The organism is Paraoerskovia sediminicola (assembly GCF_030296575.1).
Lineage (GTDB): Bacteria > Actinomycetota > Actinomycetes > Actinomycetales > Cellulomonadaceae > Paraoerskovia > Paraoerskovia sediminicola.
Map to the genome: position 1 here is coordinate 1,678,146 of NZ_AP027729.1, position 16,273 is coordinate 1,694,418.

The window sequence follows — 16,273 nt, forward strand, 5'->3', positions numbered from 1 at the left end:
GTCACGCCCAGATCGCAGCCGGCCACCCGTCGCTGAAGCGCTCCGGCTCGTCGGGCAACGGCCTGGCGGTCCCGTCGACCCGCCGGAGCGCGACGAGCGACAGCACGGCCGCGTCCACGAGGTCGTCCGGGGCCGCGCGTCGGCCGGCCTCGCCCGCGTCGTCGGGCAGGGTGATCCCGGCCCCGACCAGGAGGCGCCTCCGCTCGGCGATGCCGTTCCAGGTCTTCTTCGAGCCGGCGAGCGGCCCGTCCGCGAGCCGCGCGAAGGCGAGCTCCGGGTGGCTCTCGAGCACCTCGGGCGACCCCGTGGGCCGGTGGGCGACCCAGGCGTCGACGTCGAGGATCTTCGTGCGCAGCGCGTGCGACTGCTTGGACAGGCCGACCCCGGCGCGCCCACGCTGGAGGGCGGACGCCGCGGGGTAGTCGGCCTCCGCGATCGCCGCGCGCACGGGCGTGGGGAACAGGGAGGACCGTCGCGACCCGAGTGCTGCGGCGGCGAGCCGGTCGGCGAGGCGCGCCCCGTCGTCCGGCAGCCCGATGGGGATGTCGATCGCGACGATCGCGAGGGCACCCGGCCGGACATCGCGTGCGGCGCTGTCCTCTGGAACTGCCTCCGACGCGACACCAGCCCCGGAGTCGGCTCCGGGCCCGGGCCCGGTCCCGGCCCCGGTCCCAGCCGCGTCGACGAGCTCGGCGATCGTCGCGCCGAAGTGCGTCGACAGGGTCAGCCGTCCTCGCGCGTCGCGGTCGAGCCGCACCCCGACCCAGCCGCCGCGGCAGGCGTCGACGCCGAGCACGGCGGCCTCGCCCCCGGGCCGGGCAAGACGGGAGGGCGGTGCTCCGGACGGGGATGCGTCCACGGTCGTCATCGGCCGATGCTCGCACGTCACCCGCTGCGGCGACCGGGGACCGCGCGCCCGGCGCCCGCCCGCCTCTATGCTCGAACCGACGCCCGCGCAGCACTCCCGCACCGAGAGGTCCTCCCATGTCGACGCCCAGCGCCGCAGCACAGCCGGCACCCGCAGCCCCGCTCGTCCTCGAGGCACCCGCGGCGGCTCCGCTCGTCTCGCGCGAGCAGGCCGCAGCGACGATCGCGGCGCAGCAGCAGGGTGAGGCCGCCGCCGCGGCTCAGACGGCGGCCGAGGCCAAGGCCCAGCAGTTCGTCGCCCAGCTCGCGGGCATCGATGCGCAGTCCCCGGAGTTCTCGGAGAAGGTCAAGGAGATCGCGTCGCTGGGCGACGAGGAGATCCGTGCCTCGGCGGCGGTGTCCAACCGCATGCTGGAGCGGCCGGCGTCGCAGTCGCGGGAGACCAGCGCGCAGGGCAAGGTCAGTGACACCCTCATCGAGCTGCGGCAGACCGTCACCGAGCTCGACCCCAACCGTGCCGACCTCACCGGTGTGAAGAAGCTCCTGAAGTTCCTGCCCGGCGGCAACGCGATCGACCGCTACTTCGCCAAGTACCAGTCCGCGCAGTCCCAGCTCGACGCGATCATCCGCGCCCTCGAGTCCGGGCAGGGCGAGCTGCTCAAGGACAACGCGGCGATCGAGCTCGAGCGCAACCGCATGTGGGACGCCATGAACAAGCTCGGCGAGCTCAAGGTCGAGGTCGAGGCGCTCGACGTCGCGATCTCCGCGCGCATCGCCGAGGCCGAGGCGGCGGGCGACACCGAGACCGCCCAGGCGCTGAAGTCCGACGTGCTCTTCGCCGTCCGGCAGCGTCACCAGGACCTCATGACCCAGATGGCCGTCTCCGTCCAGGGCTACCTGGCGATGGACCTGATCCGCAAGAACAATCTCGAGCTGGTGCGGGGCGTCGAGCGGGCCCAGACGACGACGGTCTCCGCCCTGCGCACCGCCGTGATCGTGGCGCAGGCCCTCGGTCAGCAGAAGCTCGTGCTCGACCAGGTGACGGCGCTCAACACGACGACGAGCAACCTCATCGAGTCGACGTCGCAGCAGCTCAAGCAGCAGGGTGCCGCGATCCAGGAGCAGGCGGCGAGCAGCACCATCGAGGTCGCCAAGCTCCAGGCCGCGTTCCAGAACGTCTACGAGACGATGGACGCGATCGACACGTTCAAGGCGCAGGCGAACGACTCGATGGCGGTGACCATCGGCGAGCTCGAGCAGCAGGTCGCGCAGGCCAAGCCGTACGTCGAGCGGGCGCAGCGCTCGATCGACAGCTGAGCCACGCTCCGTGGGGACGTTCCGCTACTTCCGCTGGGACGCGCTCGTCCTGGTGCTGGCGCTGGTCGTCGCCTACCTGTACCAGGGCTGGGCGGCGGTCTCCTCGCCGCGATCCTGATCGTCGTCGAGATCGTCTTCTCGTTCGACAACGCCGCCGTCAACGCGAAGTACCTGGCGAAGCTCAACCCGTTCTGGCAGAAGATGTTCCTCACGGTGGGGATCCTCATCGCCGTCTTCGGGATGCGGCTGATCTTCCCGTTCGTCATCGTCAGCGTGACCGGCGGGATCAGCCCGGGCGAGGCGCTCACGCTCGCGCTCGAGAAGGGCGACCCGACGGAGCCGGGGACCTACGGCTACATCCTCAACGAGGCGCACCCGACGATCGCGGCGTTCGGCGGGATCTTCCTGCTCATGCTGTTCCTCGACTTCCTGTTCGACGCCGAGCGCGGCATCACCTGGTTGACCTGGGTCGAGCGCCCGCTGCAGAAGGCGGCCCGGCTCGGGTCGCTGTCCGTGCTCGTCGCCGGCCTCGTCCTGATGGCGGCCGGGCAGGTGCTCGCCGAACCCGCCGACCGTGGGCGCGTGCTCTTCGCGGGGCTGGCGGGCCTCGTCGTCTACCTCGCGGTCAAGGGCCTGTCGACGGTGATGGAGTCCAAGGAGGCGGAGCGCGCGGAGGTGCTCGAGCGCGAGGCCGGGGAGCGCGGTTCCAGCGGCCCCCTGCAGCTCGCCGGCCGGGCGGCCTTCTCGATGTTCATGTTCCTCGAGGTCCTCGACGCGACCTTCTCGTTCGACGGCGTGATCGGCGCCTTCGCCATCACCCCGGACCCGCTGATCATCGCGCTCGGCCTCGGCGTCGGGGCGCTGTTCGTGCGGTCCATGACGATCTTCCTGGTGCGCAGGGGCACGCTGGGGGAGTACCGCTACCTCGAGCACGGGGCGCACTGGGCGATCGGCACGCTCGCGGTGCTGCTCCTGCTCACGCTGCGGTTCGACATCCCGGACATCGTCATCGGGCTCGCGGGCCTGGCCTTCATTGTCACGGCGTGGGTCGGCTCGGCCGGGGCGAACCGGCGGGACGCGGCGGCGTCGCCGGTGTCGGGCGGCTGAGCGACAATGGAGGCCCCGCCGAAGGGCCGGGACCACGATCGGAGGGCCAGCAGATGACCAGCACCCCCGGAGCACCTCACCCCGAGGAGCACCCGACCGAGCCGCTGCCCGGTGGCGCTGGGGTCGAGGACACGAGCACCCGCCCGCTGAAGCTCCCGTACCCGTCCCGCCCGCCGTCGTCGGACGCCGCGGACCCGCCTCCGTACGGGAGTCCGGTGACGACGTACGACGCCGCCGGAGGCCCGGTCGGGTACGGCGCGGGCCACGGAGGCGCCTCGTCGTACGCCGACGCGGCCGGCCCGTCCGCCTCGGGGCAGTACGGCCAGTACGGACAGGCCGGGCAGCACGGCCAGTCCGGTCAGGCCGGGCCGTACGGCCCGGCCCAGCACAACGGCCCCGCACACCCGTACGCCCATAGCCCGTACGCCCAGGGCCCCTACGGCGTCACCACCCCCATCGGGGTCGACCCCTACGGCCGACCGGTCTACGCGCCCGTCGTGGCGCAGAAGTCCCGGGTCGCCACGCTGCTGTTCGCACTCTTCCTGGGCGGGCTCGGCATCCACCGCTTCTACCTCGGGTTCTCCGGCGTCGGGGTGGCCTGGCTGCTCGTGGCGCTCCTGGTCGGTCCGTTCATGTTCCTCATCCCGAACCTCCTGCTGTCGGTCTGGGCGGTGGTGGAGGGGATCCTCTTCGCGACCGCGCGCTCGGGGTACTTCTCGGTGGATCGTCGGGGCATCCCGCTGCGGTAGCGCCCTGCCTCGCGGCCGGGGACCGAGCGGATTCGGGGCTCGGGAATGATCTTCCTGTCAGACACGTTCAACACTTCCAACAGATCAAATGGAGGTGGTCATCGTGTTCTTCCCATCCAGCGGTCCGCACGAGGGTGTCGCGTCGCTCGTACAGGTCCAGCGGTCGGACCAGGCCCGTAGAGCGCGGCGACGTGCCTGCGAGGTCCAGTGGGAGCGGGTCCGGTCGGCGCGGTGCGCGGCAGTCGTCGGTCGGCTCGATCCGTGGGCGCAGATCGTCGCGGCCTGGGTCGCGGTCGGCGCGTTCGCGGCCTTCCTGCTGCCCGGGTCCTCCACGGTGGCCCGGGTGCTCGTCGTCGGCGCCGTCCTCGTGGCCGGATGGCTGAGCGTCACGGCGTCGCTCGGCGCTCGAGGTGCCCGTAGAGGTCCGTACGCCGTCGACAGCACCGTGGTCCCCTTGCTGGTGGTGGCGGGCGTCTTCGCCGCCTTCGCCGCGACGACCGCGGGCGGTCTGCCGATCGTGGTGCCGGAGGTCGAGTGGGTGGTCACCCTCGCCTGCGCGCTCGGCGCGGTCGCGGTGACGATCCTTCGGCGTCGCGCATCGGCCAAGACCACGGTCGCGCCGGTCCGTCGTCACTGACGCGCAGGGCCGGCGCCGGGCGTGCTGTGCCGGGTCGCGCCGGTCCGCCGTCGCTGACGCGCAGTGCCGACCCCGGCCAGGTCGGGTGCCAGGCTGCGGGCGGAGCGGTATGTTCCTCCGAGCACGACCCACACCCAGGAGGAGAACGATGAGCACGCCGCAGCAGGGCAACCCCGAGGACCCCGCAGTCCGCCGCATGCCGCCCGCGAGCGTGCCGCCCGCGCAGCCGGTGCAGCCGGTGCAACCTGCTCAGCCCGTCTACGCGGAGTCCGAGGTCGACCGGGCGCGTGCGGAGCAGCTGCGCCAGCAGACCGCCGACGAGGCCGAGCGTTCCCGCGCCGAGCGGCAGTCCGCGGGCGTCGTCCCGGCCGTGACCGGGTTCGTCCTCGCGCTCATCGCGCTGATCGTGTACCAGACCTCCGTGCCCGACGCGGTGACCGTGGTCATCGCGGCGATCGCGCTGATCACGTCGCTCGTCGGCCTGGCGAAGTCGATCTCGCTCTCGGTGATCGGCGTCGTGTTCGGGACCCTCGGCACCGTCGGAGCCGTCTGGATCGGGTGGGTCGCCACGCAGTCGCTGCTCGGCTGAGGCGCGCGTAGCGTCACCTCGTATGGACATCTCGTTCGTCGCCGGCTTCGGGCCGATCACTCGTGACGCCGACGCCGCGGTGGGTTTCTGGTCCGGGGCGCTGGGGATCCAGCTCGACGAGCCCGCGCCCGGCTATCTCCACACGGAGTCGCTGCCGGGCGTGAAGGCCTTCGCGCTGTGGCCGCTCGCCCAGGCCGCAGAGGCGACCTTCGGTTCCCCCGAGTGGCCCGCGCACCTGCCCGTGCCGCAGACCTGGATCGAGTTCGACGTCGCCTCGCCGCAGGCCGTCGCGGAGGCCGTCGCCGAGCTCGTGGCCGCCGGTCACGAGATGCTCCGGGACGCGCACGACGAGCCGTGGGGGCAGACGACGTCGCGGCTCCTGAGCCCGGAGGGCATGCTCGTCGGCGTCTCGCACACCCCCTGGATGCACTGACCCTCGCCGGCAGGGGAGCGGAGCCGGCGGGCGCCCCAGGTTGCGGGACACCCGCAGGTCCGTATCGTCGCCGCGGTCCGGCCCGATGTTTCGGGCCGGTGAAATTCACCCGTTCGGGTATCGCGAACCGGGATACACCCGTACATTCGCGACAATGTGATGCGGGGCACAGGCGCCCCCGTCGCACAGTCGGCCACCACCCCGGCCGACGCGAACCGAGGAGGATCTGTGAGAGCACGATCATTCATCCCCGGAGCGACCGCCGTGTCGCTCGCCGTGACCGGAGCGCTGGTCGCTCCCGGTGCCGCCACCGCGGCCCCACCTTGGACCCAGCTCGAGGACCTCGTGTCCGGCGACGCGGTCATGGAGCACCTCGAGGCGTTCCAGGCGGCAGCGGACGCCGGTGACGGCAGCCGTGCCGTCGGCACCGAGGGCTACGAGGCCAGCGCGCAGTACATCGAGAAGAAGCTGAAGAAGGCGGGCTACAGCCCGGAGCGGCAGTACTTCGACGTCGAGCAGTTCAGCGTGCTCGACTTCTCGCTCGACGTCCCGGGCGTCACGCTCGACGCGATCCCGATGTCCTACTCGTCCAGCACCCCGGACGACGGCGTCTCGGGCACCTTCGTGCAGCCGGTCGACGCGAACCTCAACGGCTGCGACGCGACCGCGTGGGACGGCGTGGACGCCACGGGGCAGATCGCCCTGATCCAGCGCGGCGCCTGCTCGTTCGCCGCCAAGTCCATCGAGGCCGCGGCCGCCGGCGCCGTCGGCGCGATCATCTACAACAACGGTCCCGGCGCGCTCAACGGCACGCTCGGCGGCCCGGAGGACCCGGCGGCGCCCTACGCGCCGGTCGTCGGTGTCACGCAGGCCGAGGGCCAGGCGATCCTGGCGGCGCTCGACGCCGACCCGTCGCTCGAGGCGACCCTCGACCTCCAGACGCTCCTCGAGACCAAGGAGACGTTCAACATCACCGCGGAGACGAAGAAGGGCGACCACGACAACGTCGTGATGCTCGGTTCGCACCTCGACTCCGTCGACGAGGGCGCCGGGATCAACGACAACGGCTCGGGCTCCGCTGCGATCCTCGAGACCGCGATCCAGCTCTCGAAGATCAAGAAGCCGAACAACGCCGTGCGCTTCGCGTGGTGGGGTGCCGAGGAGCTCGGCCTGCTCGGGTCCGAGCACTACGTCTACGACCTCGTGGACAACGCGCCCGAGGAGCTCGACAAGATCGCGACCTACCTGAACTTCGACATGGTCGGCTCGCCGAACTACATCATCGGCGTCTACGACGCGGACGAGTCGACGTACGAGGCCCCCGTCGACGTGCCGGCCGGCTCGCCCGAGACCGAGGACGTCCTCACGGACTACTTCGACTCGATCGACCAGCCGTGGGTCGACACGGAGTTCTCCGGTCGCTCCGACTACCAGGCGTTCATCGAGAACGGCGTCCCGGCGTCCGGTCTCTTCACCGGCGCGGACGGCGTCAAGACCGAGGAGGAGGTCGAGATGTTCGGCGGGACCGCCGGCATCACCTACGACCCGAACTACCACTCCCCGGCCGACGACATCACGAACGTCGACCCCGAGGCCCTCGACATCATGTCGAAGGCGATCGCGCACGCCACGCAGGAGCTCGCCTCCAGCACCGTCGCGATCAACGGCGTCGACACGTCCGGCCCGGGCAAGAAGAAGGGCCACGACAAGTGGGAGGACGGCACGAAGCCGGGCCACGGCCTGATGGACGCCGCCTGACCAGCAGCACCTGACAGCGCGGCCGCGGGACGTCGTCCGACACCCCGGCCTGCACGCACGGACCGACGCCCGGTCTCCCGAGGGAGGCCGGGCGTCGGTGCGTCACGCGCCGGACCGGCGGGTGGGGCAGGCCTGTCGGTGGGGCGGACGGCGCGGACCGGTCGGCAGGGCAGGTCCCGGCGGGCCGGACCCGGCGGTGGGGCGGACGGCGCGGCTCACCCTCGGGGGTAGGCCCCTGCGGGGAGCTCGTGCTCGTGGAGCCGGTCGGTGAGCTCGGCGACGATCTCGTCGATCGCCGGCTCCTTCTCGCCCGGCCACGCGTCGACGAACGCCTGCAGGCGGGCCCGTTCGTTCTCGCGCAGCGACTCGGCGGCCGCGTGCCCGGCCTCCGTGGCGGTCACGGTGTCCCCGTCGACGGTGACGAGCCCGTGCTCCTCGAGGGCGCCCGCGACCCCGGCGACCACGCCCGTCGGCGCGCCGGAGACCTCCGACATCGTCTCGATGGACCGCGGCCCCTTGAGGGACGCACGGGTCACCATCCAGCACTGACCGGGGGACAGCGCGGAGTCGCCCGCCACGATCGCGTAGACGCGCAGCGGGTCCTCTCGACCGACCCGCTGCCAGAGCAGCAGGCGCAGCTCCTCGGCCGACGTGCGCGACGCCGGGAGGGCGAACGTCTCGCCCGCGGAGATCCCGGCGAGCTCCGCGGTGGACGGCGCGTCCCCGGTGTCGGCCCCGGCGGCGGGCCTGGTCGCGCTGCGCAGCGTGACCTCCGGCAGCAGCCAGGCGAGCAGGAACGCCAGGGCGGCGACGGGCACGGCCCACAGGAACACGGTGTGCAGGGAGTCGGCGTAGCCGCCGACGAACCAGCCCTGCACGTCCTCCGGGCACTGGGCGAGCCCCGCGCTGCTCGCAGCCAGCGTCGCCGGGTCGCACGGCGGCGCGGCGTCCGCGGGCACCGACGCCGACAGGTTCTTCGTGAGCTGGTTGGCGAACACGGTGCCGAAGACGGCGACGCCGACCGAGGACCCGATCGTGCGGAAGAACGTCGCCCCCGACGTCGCGGTCCCGAGGTCGCGGTACTCGACCGCGTTCTGCACGGCGAGCACCAGCACCTGGGTCACCATGCCGAGCCCGGCACCGAGGACGAACATGCTCAGCCCGGCCTGCAGGGTCGAGGTCGTCTGGTCCATGAGGGACAGCAGGTAGAGGCCGCAGGTCGTGATCGCGGTGCCCACGATCGGGAACACCTTGTACCGGCCGGTGCGCGAGATGATCTGGCCCGAGCCGATCGACGTGATCAGCATGCCGAGCATCATGGGGGTCATCTCGAGGCCCGACTCCGTCGGGGTCGACCCCTTGACCTGCTGGAGGTAGAGCGGGAGGTACGTGATCGCACCGAACATCGCGAAGCCGACCACGAACCCGACCACCGCCGCCACACTGAACGTGCGGCTGCGGAACAGCCGCAGCGGCAGGACCGGCTCGGCCGCGCGCTTCTCGACGACCACGAACGCGACGACGGAGACGACGGCGAGCGCCACGAGCCCGTAGACCTGCGGGGAGCTCCAGCCCCAGGTGCTGCCGAGACTGGTGACGAGCACGACCGCCGTCGCGATCGTGGCGAGCAGGACGATGCCCGCGTAGTCGATGGCCGGCTTGGCGCGGCTCTCGATCTTGGGCAGGACCGCCATGACGACGATCAGCGCGACCACGCCGATCGGCATGTTGATGTAGAACACCCAGCGCCACGACAGGTTGTCGACGAACCAGCCGCCGAGCAGCGGTCCCGCGACAGACGAGACGCCGAACACCGCACCGAAGAACCCCTGGTACTTGCCGCGCTCCCGCGGGGAGACGACGTCCCCGATGATCGCCTGCGACAGGACCATGAGGCCGCCACCGCCGACGCCCTGGACGGCGCGCCACGCGATGAGCTGCCCCATGGTCTGTGCGGTGCCCGACAGGATCGACCCGGCCAGGAAGATGAGGATGCACGCGATGAAGAGCGCCTTGCGGCCGTAGAGGTCGCCGAGCTTGCCCCAGAGCACCGTGGTCGCCGTCGACGCGAGCATGTACGCCGTGACGACCCACGACAGGTGCTCGGCCCCGCCGAGGTCCGAGACGATGGTCGGCAGCGCCGTCGCCACGACCGTCTGGTCGAGCGCGGCGAGCAGCATCGCGAGCATGAGCCCGCCGAAGATCGCCCAGACCTTGCCCTGGGGGAGTGTCGCGACGTCGTCGGCCGGTGGGGTCGTGGTGGCCATGCGGTGGACTCTGCCACCGGGCCGGGCGACCTGCGAGAGATGGCTCCGTGGCCGCCGGGGCGCCTACTGCTCGCGACCCGCGCGGCGCACGACCTCGTGCACGAACGCGAGCTTCTCCCGGACGGGGACGGCGATGACGAACGGATACAGGTCGGCCTTGCCCATCGACCGGTTGATCTGGTTGAACGCGCGGGCGAGCGGGTGCCACGCGTCGAGGATCGAGTCGATGTCCGAGTCCCGGTACGCGGTCGCCGAGTAGCCCGGCGCGCTGCGCAGCGACCCCTGCAGGATCGGGTCGAGCTTGTCGCCGACGAGTCCGCCGAGCTGCATGGAGAACGCGGCCGCGGTCTGCATCGTCCCGGTGATGTGCAGGTAGTGGGCCCAGGTCTCCGCGAAGTCCTCCCACGGGTGCATGGTGGCGTACTCGGAGATGAACGACTCCGACCAGTCGTCCGGGGCGCCCTCCTTGTAGTGGCGCTCCAGCTCCGCGCGGTAGTCGGTGCGGTCGTCGCCGAAGAGCCGCCGGCAGTCGTCGAGCAGCACGTCGTCCGAGAAGACGAGCTCCTGCCAGTAGTAGTGGCCGATCTCGTGGCGGAAGTGCCCGAGCATCGTGCGGTACGGCTCGCCGAGCTTCTCGCGCAGCCGCACGCGGTAGGCGTCGCCGACCTCGGACAGGTCGATGGTCACGACCCCGTTCGCGTGGCCGATCGTCACGTTCGGCCCGGTCGTCGACGAGAGCAGGTCGAAGGCGATGCCGCCCGCGCGGTCCTCGTACGAGACGAGGGGCAGGCCGTTCTCGCGCAGCTGCGCGAACAGGCGGCGCTCGGCGTGCATCGCCTTGGCGAGCTGGTCGGTCGCGACCTCGTCCGCCGGGTGGGGACGCTTGCGGATCAGCCGGCACGCCGGGCAGTGGATCTCGCCCGTCGACGACTCGACGAGCCAGTTGCACGAGAGTTCCGCGTTGGCGCACGGCACGTACAGCGCGCGGTCCCAGGTGACCGTGCCGTTCTCCTCGAGCGCCCGCATGCGGTCGACGCCCTCGATGTAGCCGAGGGTCGAACCGCAGGTCAGGCAGGACCCGTCGTCGAAGTTGACCAGGGCGCCGCAGCGGGAGCAGGAGAAGGCACGCACGGCGCAGAGCGTAACCCGCGTGCGGCTCGGGCGTGGGTCGGGCGTCGGTCTGGCTTTGGGCGGTAAGCCGATCAGGCCTGGGCGGGCGGTGGCAGAATCCAGACATGACGTCTCACCTTGCGGCAGAGTCCTCCGAGCAGCCCTCCGGGACCGGTGTCGTGGTCGCCGTGTGCAGGGTCGCGGGACTGCTGCCGGACGACGGACCGGTCGGCATCACGGCCATCGACAAGAGGCCCGCCGAGGGTCGGGTGACGGTCGGGCAACTCGGGGTCTACGCCGACGTGCAGGCCGACCGCGCGAACCACGGCGGAGAGGAGCAGGCCGTCTACGCGTACGCGCAGGAGGACGCCGACTTCTGGGCGGCTGAGCTCGGCCGCGAGGTCGAGCCGGGGCTGTTCGGGGAGAACCTGCGGCTGCGCGGGGTCGGCGTCTCGACGGCCGTCGTCGGCACACGCTGGCGGATCGGTACGACGGTGCTCGAGGTGACCGAACCACGGACGCCGTGCACGACGTTCCAGAACCGCATGGGCGAGGACCGGTGGGTCGTGCGCTTCACGCTGGCCAACCGCACCGGGGCGTACCTGCGGGTCGTCGAGCCCGGCGAGGTCGGCGCCGGGGACCCGGTGGTCGTCGAGCGCGTGCCCGCGCACGGCGTGACGATCGCCGACTGGTTCGGCGCACGGTTCGCCGGCGGGCACGCGGCGCCCGCGCGGCGCCTGCTCGCGGCGCACGACGCCGGCGAGATCGTGCTGGCGGCCGAGATGCGGGAGCGGGCGCTCGCGGCCGTCGCCGAGTAGCTCCCGGGCCATGACAGGCCATCACAGGCCGTGACCGCATCACCGACCGCCTCCGAGCACCGGGTCGGTGGGCCGCGGGGCGCACCGCGGGCCCGGGAATAGCGCCCGGCGAGGCGAGGTTCACGGGACGTGACATCGACGCAGAGCGACGGCACCGCCGTCCGCCCCCAGACCGGCCCGCCCATCGCGATCGACATCTGGTCCGACGTCGCGTGCCCGTGGTGCTACCTCGGCAAGCGCCGGCTCGAGTCCGCGCTCGCGGACTGGGAGGGCGAGGTCACCGTCACGTACCACTCGTTCGAGCTGAGCCCCGACACGCCTGGCGACTACGCGGGGACGACCACCGAGTACCTCTCCGAGAAGAAGGGGATGCCGGTCGCGAAGGTCGAGGAGATGCTCGCCCACGTCACGCAGCTCGCTGCTGCGGAGGGCCTCGAGTACCGCTTCGACGAGGTCAAGCACCGGCGGACGCTGCTCGCCCACCAGCTGCTGCATCTCGCGAAGGCGCGCGGCAAGCAGGCCGAGGTCAAGGAGCGCCTCATGGCCGCGTACTTCGAGCGTGGGGTCGACGTCGCGAGCATCGACGAGCTCGTCGAGATCGGCGCGGACGCCCACCTCGACCCGGCCGACGTCCGCGCTGCGCTCGAGTCCGAGGAGTACGTGCAGGACGTCGTCGCGGACATCGCGCGCGGCCGCGCCCTCGGCATCCAGGGGGTGCCGTTCTTCGTGTTCGACCAGAAGTACGGGGTGTCCGGGGCGCAGGCGCCCGCGACGTTCACGCAGGTCCTGACCCAGGTGGCTCAGGACCGCGCCGCAGCCGAGTCCTGACGCCGCTGGGTTCCCGTCCGCGAACCTCCCGGCCGCAGCTCCCACCCGTCAGACGAAGATCAGCACGACCGCCAGCAGCGGGAAGAACCCCTGGACCGCGGCGGGGCGGCCCATGCGCCGGTCGCTGAGCACGAGGACGATCGCGGCGCCCAGCATCACGGACACCGCGCCCAGCGCCATGCCGACGCCCGCGGCCCCCGTGGACGGTTCCGTGTGCGCGTCGACCTGGCCGACGGCGACCCCGACGAACGCGACGACGGCCAGCAGCAGGTTGTAGAAGCCCTGGTTGAACGCCCACGGGCGGACCGTCTCGGCGTCGCTGCCGTCGCGGACCCCGAAGCGACCGTGGACCTGGGGTCGGCCCCAGAACACCGACTCCATGAGGAAGATCGCGACGTGCACGAGCCCGGCGAGGGCGACGGCTGCGCTCGCCGCCAGGTTCAAGGTCGCAGGCACGAGGCTCCTTGGTCGGCCGGGAGCACCGATCCTTGCACGGGTCGGACGACGTCGCGCGCCTCGTGTGGAGGACGACGCCTCCGCGTGGGCCGGCGATCGGCTGGCGCGGTGCGAGGGCGTCGCGGCCCGGCTGCGGACGCGGGAACGCCCCGCCGCTGCTGCGACGGGGCGTTCGACGACGGGTCCGGCCTCAGCCGGAGCGCCGGTCAGCTCGGGACGTAGTTGAACTCGTCCGGGTCGGGGCCGGTGCGCTCGTTGCGCTCCAGTCCGGCCATCGCTGCCATGTCCGCCTCGGTGAGCTCGAAGTCGAAGAGCTCGAAGTTCTCCTTCACCCGGGCGGGGGTGACGGACTTCGGGAACACGATGTCGCCGCGCTCGATGTGCCAGCGCAGCGTGACCTGTGCAGGGCTCTTGCCGTGCGACTCGGCGATCCGGCCGATGACCGGGTCGTCGAGCACCTTGCCCTGCGCGATCGGGGACCACGCCTCCGTGGCGATCTCGTGCTCGGCGTCGAACGCGCGCACCTCGTCGTTCTGGAAGTACGGGTGCACCTCGATCTGGTTCACCGCGGGCACGATGGTGCCGCTCGCGTGGATCTTGCGCAGGTGGTGCGGCTGGAAGTTCGACACCCCGATGGCCTTGGCGCGGCCGGAGCGGTAGAACTCCTCCATCGCGCCCCACGTCTCGGTGTAGTCGCCGACGTCGGGCAGCGGCCAGTGGATGAGGAACAGGTCGACGTAGTCGCTGCCGATCGCCTCGAGCGTGAGGTCGAACGCGACCTTCGCGTCCTCGGGGTCGTGGAACCCGTTGTTCAGCTTGCTGGTCACGAAGATCTCGGACCGGTCGATGCCCGAGGCCTTGATCGCCTCGCCGACGCCTGCCTCGTTGCCGTACATCTGCGCGGTGTCGATGTGGCGGTAGCCCGCCTCGAGCGCTGCGAGCGTCGCGTCCTTCGTGTCCTCGGCGGGGATCTGGAAGACCCCGAAGCCGAGCTGCGGGATCTCGACGCCGTTGTTGAGCGTGATGGTCGGAACTGTTGCCTCTGTGGACATGCGCGACCTCCAAAGTCGTTGTGCTGCGGTGACTCCAACGTGGCACCGCCGAGCGCTCCACGCCAACCGGAGGGCGCGGTTTCGCGCACAGCGATAGCGCGCAGAGCTCGGTTGGCGCGGTGATCAGTGGGTGCGGTGATCGGCGATCGACATCCGTGGGCCGCGGCGCGGTGGCTGCCCCCGGCCCGCCGCCTTGAGCAGGAGCACGACGCGGTAGCGGTGCGGGCGGTACGGCTCGAGGAGCTCGAGCATCCGGGCGTCGTCGTCGGGGTGCCCGCCCGGGGCGCCGTCGCGCCGGGCGCCACGGTCGCCGTCGAACGCCCAGATCACGGCCTTCGCGAGGTGGTAGTCACCCACCGACACCGCGTCGGCATCGCCCCACGCACGCTGTGCCACCTCGGCCGCCGTCCACGCCCCGACGCCGCGGAGCGACCGCAACCGCGCCTGGGCGTCGCCGGGAGGAAGCGACGAGAGCCGCTCGATCGCGGCGCCGCGCCGCGCGCACTCGACCGCCGTCCGGGCTCGTCCCGGGTCGACGCCTGCGCGATGCCAGTCCCACGTCGGTACCCGGGCCCAGGCCGCGGCGTCCGGCACGACGCGCATCCCGGGTGGCGGCCCGCCGGGCGACCCGGCGTCGGGGCCGGGGGCCGGCTCACCGTGGTGCCCCAGGAGCCACGCCCAGGCGCGGAACGCCGTCACCCCGACCACCCGCTGCTCGAGGATCGCGGGGATCAGCGCCTCGAGCACCTGGCCGGTGGCGGGCACACGGATCCCGGGGTGGCGACGAGCGGTCTCGGCGAGGCCGGACGGCGGAGCGAAGCCGGCGGCGGCGTCGTCCCGTCCCAGCAGCGCGGGCAGGCGCGCGGCGCCCTCGTCGGCGCCCGGCCCCCACAGGTGCCCGACGACGGTCCGCGGCCTGGTCTGCACCAGGCGGTAGGTCACGGGCCCGGTCGGGAGACGGCTCGTGCGCCACAGGGCACCGTCCGGCGCCGCGCGGAGCGTCGGGTCGTAGGCGCCGCGGCGCAGCGGGCCCAGCGTGCGCGCGAGGTCGAGCGGTCGCTCCGACTCCACGGCGACCCGGAGCCCGGCCCCCGGAGCCGTCACCGCCATCGCGCCTCGCTCTTGACCGGGGTCGTCAGTCGAACAGGGTGCCGCTGGACCACGCGGGCTCGCGCTCCTGCTCCGACGGCTTCGAGCGCGGACGCGTCGCACCGTCCGCGGTCTCGCGCGCGGTGCGGGGCCGACGTGACGTCGCACCCTCGACGACCGGATCGGGTGCACCGAGCACCGCCTCGACGTCCCCGCGGCCGGCGAGCCAGTCGTTCGCGGCGATGCCGGCGAGCTTGTCGGCACGCTCGTTGAAGGGGTTGCCGACGTGCCCGCGCACCCACCGGAACCGCACGGGGCCCTCGCGGTCGGTGATCGCGGCGTCGATCGCCTGGACGAGCTCGATGTTCTTCACGGGGCTGCCCGACGCCGTCCGCCAGCCCTTGCGCCGCCAGCCGGGGAGCCACTCGGACGCGCACTTGATCGCGTACTGCGAGTCGGACTCGATCATCAGCGGCTCCTCCCCAGGGTGCGCGCGCACGGCCTCGAGGAGCGCGGTGAGCTCGGCGACCTGGTTGGTGCCGCTGGCGCAGCCGCCGGAGTCGAAGGTGCCGTCGTGGTTGATCCACGCCCAACCCGTCGCGCCGCCGGGATTGCGCAGGCAGGACCCGTCCGTGCTGACTGTGATCACGCCCTGCATTCTGCCCGACGCGACCGACATCCAGGTGACGCCCACGCACCGGACGAGGACGGCCCCCGTCCACGAGGTGAACGGGGGCCGTACGGTCGATCGACGGTCAGCGGGTGCCGAGCAGGTCGATCACGAAGATCAGGGTCTGGCCCGAGAGCCGGTGGCCGGCTCCCGCGGGCCCGTAGGCCAGGGACGGGGGCACGACGAGCTTGCGACGGCCGCCGACCTTCATGCCGGGGACGCCGCGCTGCCAGCCCGGGATCAGGCGGGGGAGCGGGAACTCGATCGGCTCGCCGCGGCTCCACGAGGAGTCGAACTCCTCCCCGGAGTCGAACTCGACACCCATGTAGTGGATCTTCACGGTGGCGCCGGGCTGAGCCTCGGCACCGTCGCCCACGACGAGGTCGACGACCTCCAGGTCTGCGGGCGCCGGGCCCTCGGGGGCGTCGATCTCGGGCTTGGTCAGTTCGTTGGTCATGACCCGATCCAACCCTGCCGGGGTCGCGCACGGCAAACCGCCCCGCGGCCCGTGCCCGTGCCCGCAGGT

Annotated in this window: 17 protein-coding genes; 9 read left to right on the forward strand and 8 right to left on the reverse strand. The window is 72.2% G+C overall.

The features are described 5' to 3' along the window. Window position 1: 1 nt before the first annotated feature. A complete protein-coding gene (locus tag QUE47_RS07830; protein ID WP_286219296.1) occupies window positions 2–868 on the reverse strand; it encodes a DUF429 domain-containing protein in 867 nt (288 codons plus the stop codon). 116 nt (window positions 869–984) lie between these two features. Between QUE47_RS07830 and QUE47_RS07835 the strand changes: the two genes are divergently transcribed. The 7 genes from QUE47_RS07835 (at window position 985) to QUE47_RS07865 (ending at window position 7,457) form a co-directional block, all read left to right on the forward strand. Next, window positions 985–2,184, forward strand: coding sequence for a toxic anion resistance protein (locus tag QUE47_RS07835; RefSeq protein WP_286219297.1), 1,200 nt, complete (start codon window positions 985–987; stop codon window positions 2,182–2,184). A 129-nt stretch (window positions 2,185–2,313) separates the two neighbouring features. Then, window positions 2,314–3,291 carry a DUF475 domain-containing protein gene (locus QUE47_RS07840; RefSeq protein ID WP_350227737.1) on the forward strand — a complete coding sequence of 326 codons (978 nt, stop codon included), beginning with the start codon at window positions 2,314–2,316 and terminating at the stop codon, window positions 3,289–3,291. Window positions 3,292–3,344: 53 nt separating this feature from the next. Further along, the gene (locus tag QUE47_RS07845; protein WP_286219298.1) at window positions 3,345–4,040 is read left to right on the forward strand and encodes an NINE protein; all 696 of its coding nucleotides are present in this window, start codon (window positions 3,345–3,347) and stop codon (window positions 4,038–4,040) included. Between the two features lie 103 nt (window positions 4,041–4,143). Further along, complete coding sequence (locus QUE47_RS07850) at window positions 4,144–4,677, forward strand: hypothetical protein (protein WP_286219299.1); 534 nt, start codon at window positions 4,144–4,146, stop codon at window positions 4,675–4,677. 148 nt (window positions 4,678–4,825) lie between these two features. Beyond that, window positions 4,826–5,266: an A24 family peptidase gene (locus QUE47_RS07855; RefSeq protein WP_286219300.1), complete on the forward strand. Its 441-nt coding sequence runs from the start codon at window positions 4,826–4,828 to the stop codon at window positions 5,264–5,266. Between the two features lie 22 nt (window positions 5,267–5,288). Next, complete coding sequence (locus QUE47_RS07860) at window positions 5,289–5,699, forward strand: VOC family protein (protein ID WP_286219301.1); 411 nt, start codon at window positions 5,289–5,291, stop codon at window positions 5,697–5,699. 228 nt (window positions 5,700–5,927) lie between these two features. After that, complete coding sequence (locus QUE47_RS07865; RefSeq protein ID WP_350227706.1) at window positions 5,928–7,457, forward strand: M28 family metallopeptidase; 1,530 nt, start codon at window positions 5,928–5,930, stop codon at window positions 7,455–7,457. Window positions 7,458–7,672: 215 nt separating this feature from the next. Here QUE47_RS07865 and QUE47_RS07870 read toward each other — a convergent pair whose 3' ends face one another. After that, entirely contained in the window at window positions 7,673–9,724 is a 2,052-nt protein-coding gene (locus QUE47_RS07870; RefSeq protein ID WP_286219302.1) for an MDR family MFS transporter, read from the reverse strand. 63 nt (window positions 9,725–9,787) lie between these two features. Continuing rightward, complete coding sequence (locus QUE47_RS07875; protein WP_286219303.1) at window positions 9,788–10,855, reverse strand: zinc-binding metallopeptidase family protein; 1,068 nt, start codon at window positions 10,853–10,855, stop codon at window positions 9,788–9,790. Between the two features lie 104 nt (window positions 10,856–10,959). Between QUE47_RS07875 and QUE47_RS07880 the strand changes: the two genes are divergently transcribed. Together QUE47_RS07880 and QUE47_RS07885 are read left to right on the forward strand one after the other, a co-directional pair. Next, window positions 10,960–11,652, forward strand: a complete 693-nt coding sequence (locus QUE47_RS07880; RefSeq protein ID WP_286219304.1) for an MOSC domain-containing protein — start codon at window positions 10,960–10,962, stop codon at window positions 11,650–11,652. Between the two features lie 129 nt (window positions 11,653–11,781). Continuing rightward, the gene (locus QUE47_RS07885) at window positions 11,782–12,480 is read left to right on the forward strand and encodes a DsbA family oxidoreductase (protein WP_286219305.1); all 699 of its coding nucleotides are present in this window, start codon (window positions 11,782–11,784) and stop codon (window positions 12,478–12,480) included. A gap of 48 nt (window positions 12,481–12,528) precedes the next feature. Here QUE47_RS07885 and QUE47_RS07890 read toward each other — a convergent pair whose 3' ends face one another. The 5 genes from QUE47_RS07890 to QUE47_RS07910 form a co-directional block, all read right to left on the reverse strand. Further along, window positions 12,529–12,936, reverse strand: a complete 408-nt coding sequence (locus QUE47_RS07890; protein ID WP_286219306.1) for a DUF1304 domain-containing protein — start codon at window positions 12,934–12,936, stop codon at window positions 12,529–12,531. Between the two features lie 206 nt (window positions 12,937–13,142). Next, window positions 13,143–13,988, reverse strand: coding sequence for an aldo/keto reductase (locus tag QUE47_RS07895; protein ID WP_286219307.1), 846 nt, complete (start codon window positions 13,986–13,988; stop codon window positions 13,143–13,145). 123 nt (window positions 13,989–14,111) lie between these two features. Further along, complete coding sequence (locus QUE47_RS07900) at window positions 14,112–15,098, reverse strand: DNA-3-methyladenine glycosylase family protein (RefSeq protein ID WP_286219308.1); 987 nt, start codon at window positions 15,096–15,098, stop codon at window positions 14,112–14,114. 25 nt (window positions 15,099–15,123) lie between these two features. Beyond that, a complete protein-coding gene (locus QUE47_RS07905) occupies window positions 15,124–15,735 on the reverse strand; it encodes a ribonuclease H family protein (RefSeq protein ID WP_286219309.1) in 612 nt (203 codons plus the stop codon). Window positions 15,736–15,832: 97 nt separating this feature from the next. Continuing rightward, window positions 15,833–16,204 carry an FKBP-type peptidyl-prolyl cis-trans isomerase gene (locus tag QUE47_RS07910; RefSeq protein ID WP_286219310.1) on the reverse strand — a complete coding sequence of 124 codons (372 nt, stop codon included), beginning with the start codon at window positions 16,202–16,204 and terminating at the stop codon, window positions 15,833–15,835. Between the last annotated feature and the right edge of the window lie 69 nt (window positions 16,205–16,273).

What these genes read in the sequence shown, in the direction of transcription:
- QUE47_RS07830 (WP_286219296.1), bottom strand. Translation starts at nt 868, where the DNA reads ATGACGACCGTGGACGCATCCCCGTCCGGAGCACCGCCCTCCCGTCTT.
- QUE47_RS07835 (WP_286219297.1), top strand. Translation starts at nt 985, where the DNA reads ATGTCGACGCCCAGCGCCGCAGCACAGCCGGCACCCGCAGCCCCGCTC.
- QUE47_RS07845 (WP_286219298.1), top strand. Translation starts at nt 3,345, where the DNA reads ATGACCAGCACCCCCGGAGCACCTCACCCCGAGGAGCACCCGACCGAG.
- QUE47_RS07855 (WP_286219300.1), top strand. Translation starts at nt 4,826, where the DNA reads ATGAGCACGCCGCAGCAGGGCAACCCCGAGGACCCCGCAGTCCGCCGC.
- QUE47_RS07860 (WP_286219301.1), top strand. Translation starts at nt 5,289, where the DNA reads ATGGACATCTCGTTCGTCGCCGGCTTCGGGCCGATCACTCGTGACGCC.
- QUE47_RS07870 (WP_286219302.1), bottom strand. Translation starts at nt 9,724, where the DNA reads ATGGCCACCACGACCCCACCGGCCGACGACGTCGCGACACTCCCCCAG.
- QUE47_RS07880 (WP_286219304.1), top strand. Translation starts at nt 10,960, where the DNA reads ATGACGTCTCACCTTGCGGCAGAGTCCTCCGAGCAGCCCTCCGGGACC.
- QUE47_RS07895 (WP_286219307.1), bottom strand. Translation starts at nt 13,988, where the DNA reads ATGTCCACAGAGGCAACAGTTCCGACCATCACGCTCAACAACGGCGTC.
- QUE47_RS07900 (WP_286219308.1), bottom strand. Translation starts at nt 15,098, where the DNA reads ATGGCGGTGACGGCTCCGGGGGCCGGGCTCCGGGTCGCCGTGGAGTCG.
- QUE47_RS07905 (WP_286219309.1), bottom strand. Translation starts at nt 15,735, where the DNA reads ATGCAGGGCGTGATCACAGTCAGCACGGACGGGTCCTGCCTGCGCAAT.
- QUE47_RS07910 (WP_286219310.1), bottom strand. Translation starts at nt 16,204, where the DNA reads ATGACCAACGAACTGACCAAGCCCGAGATCGACGCCCCCGAGGGCCCG.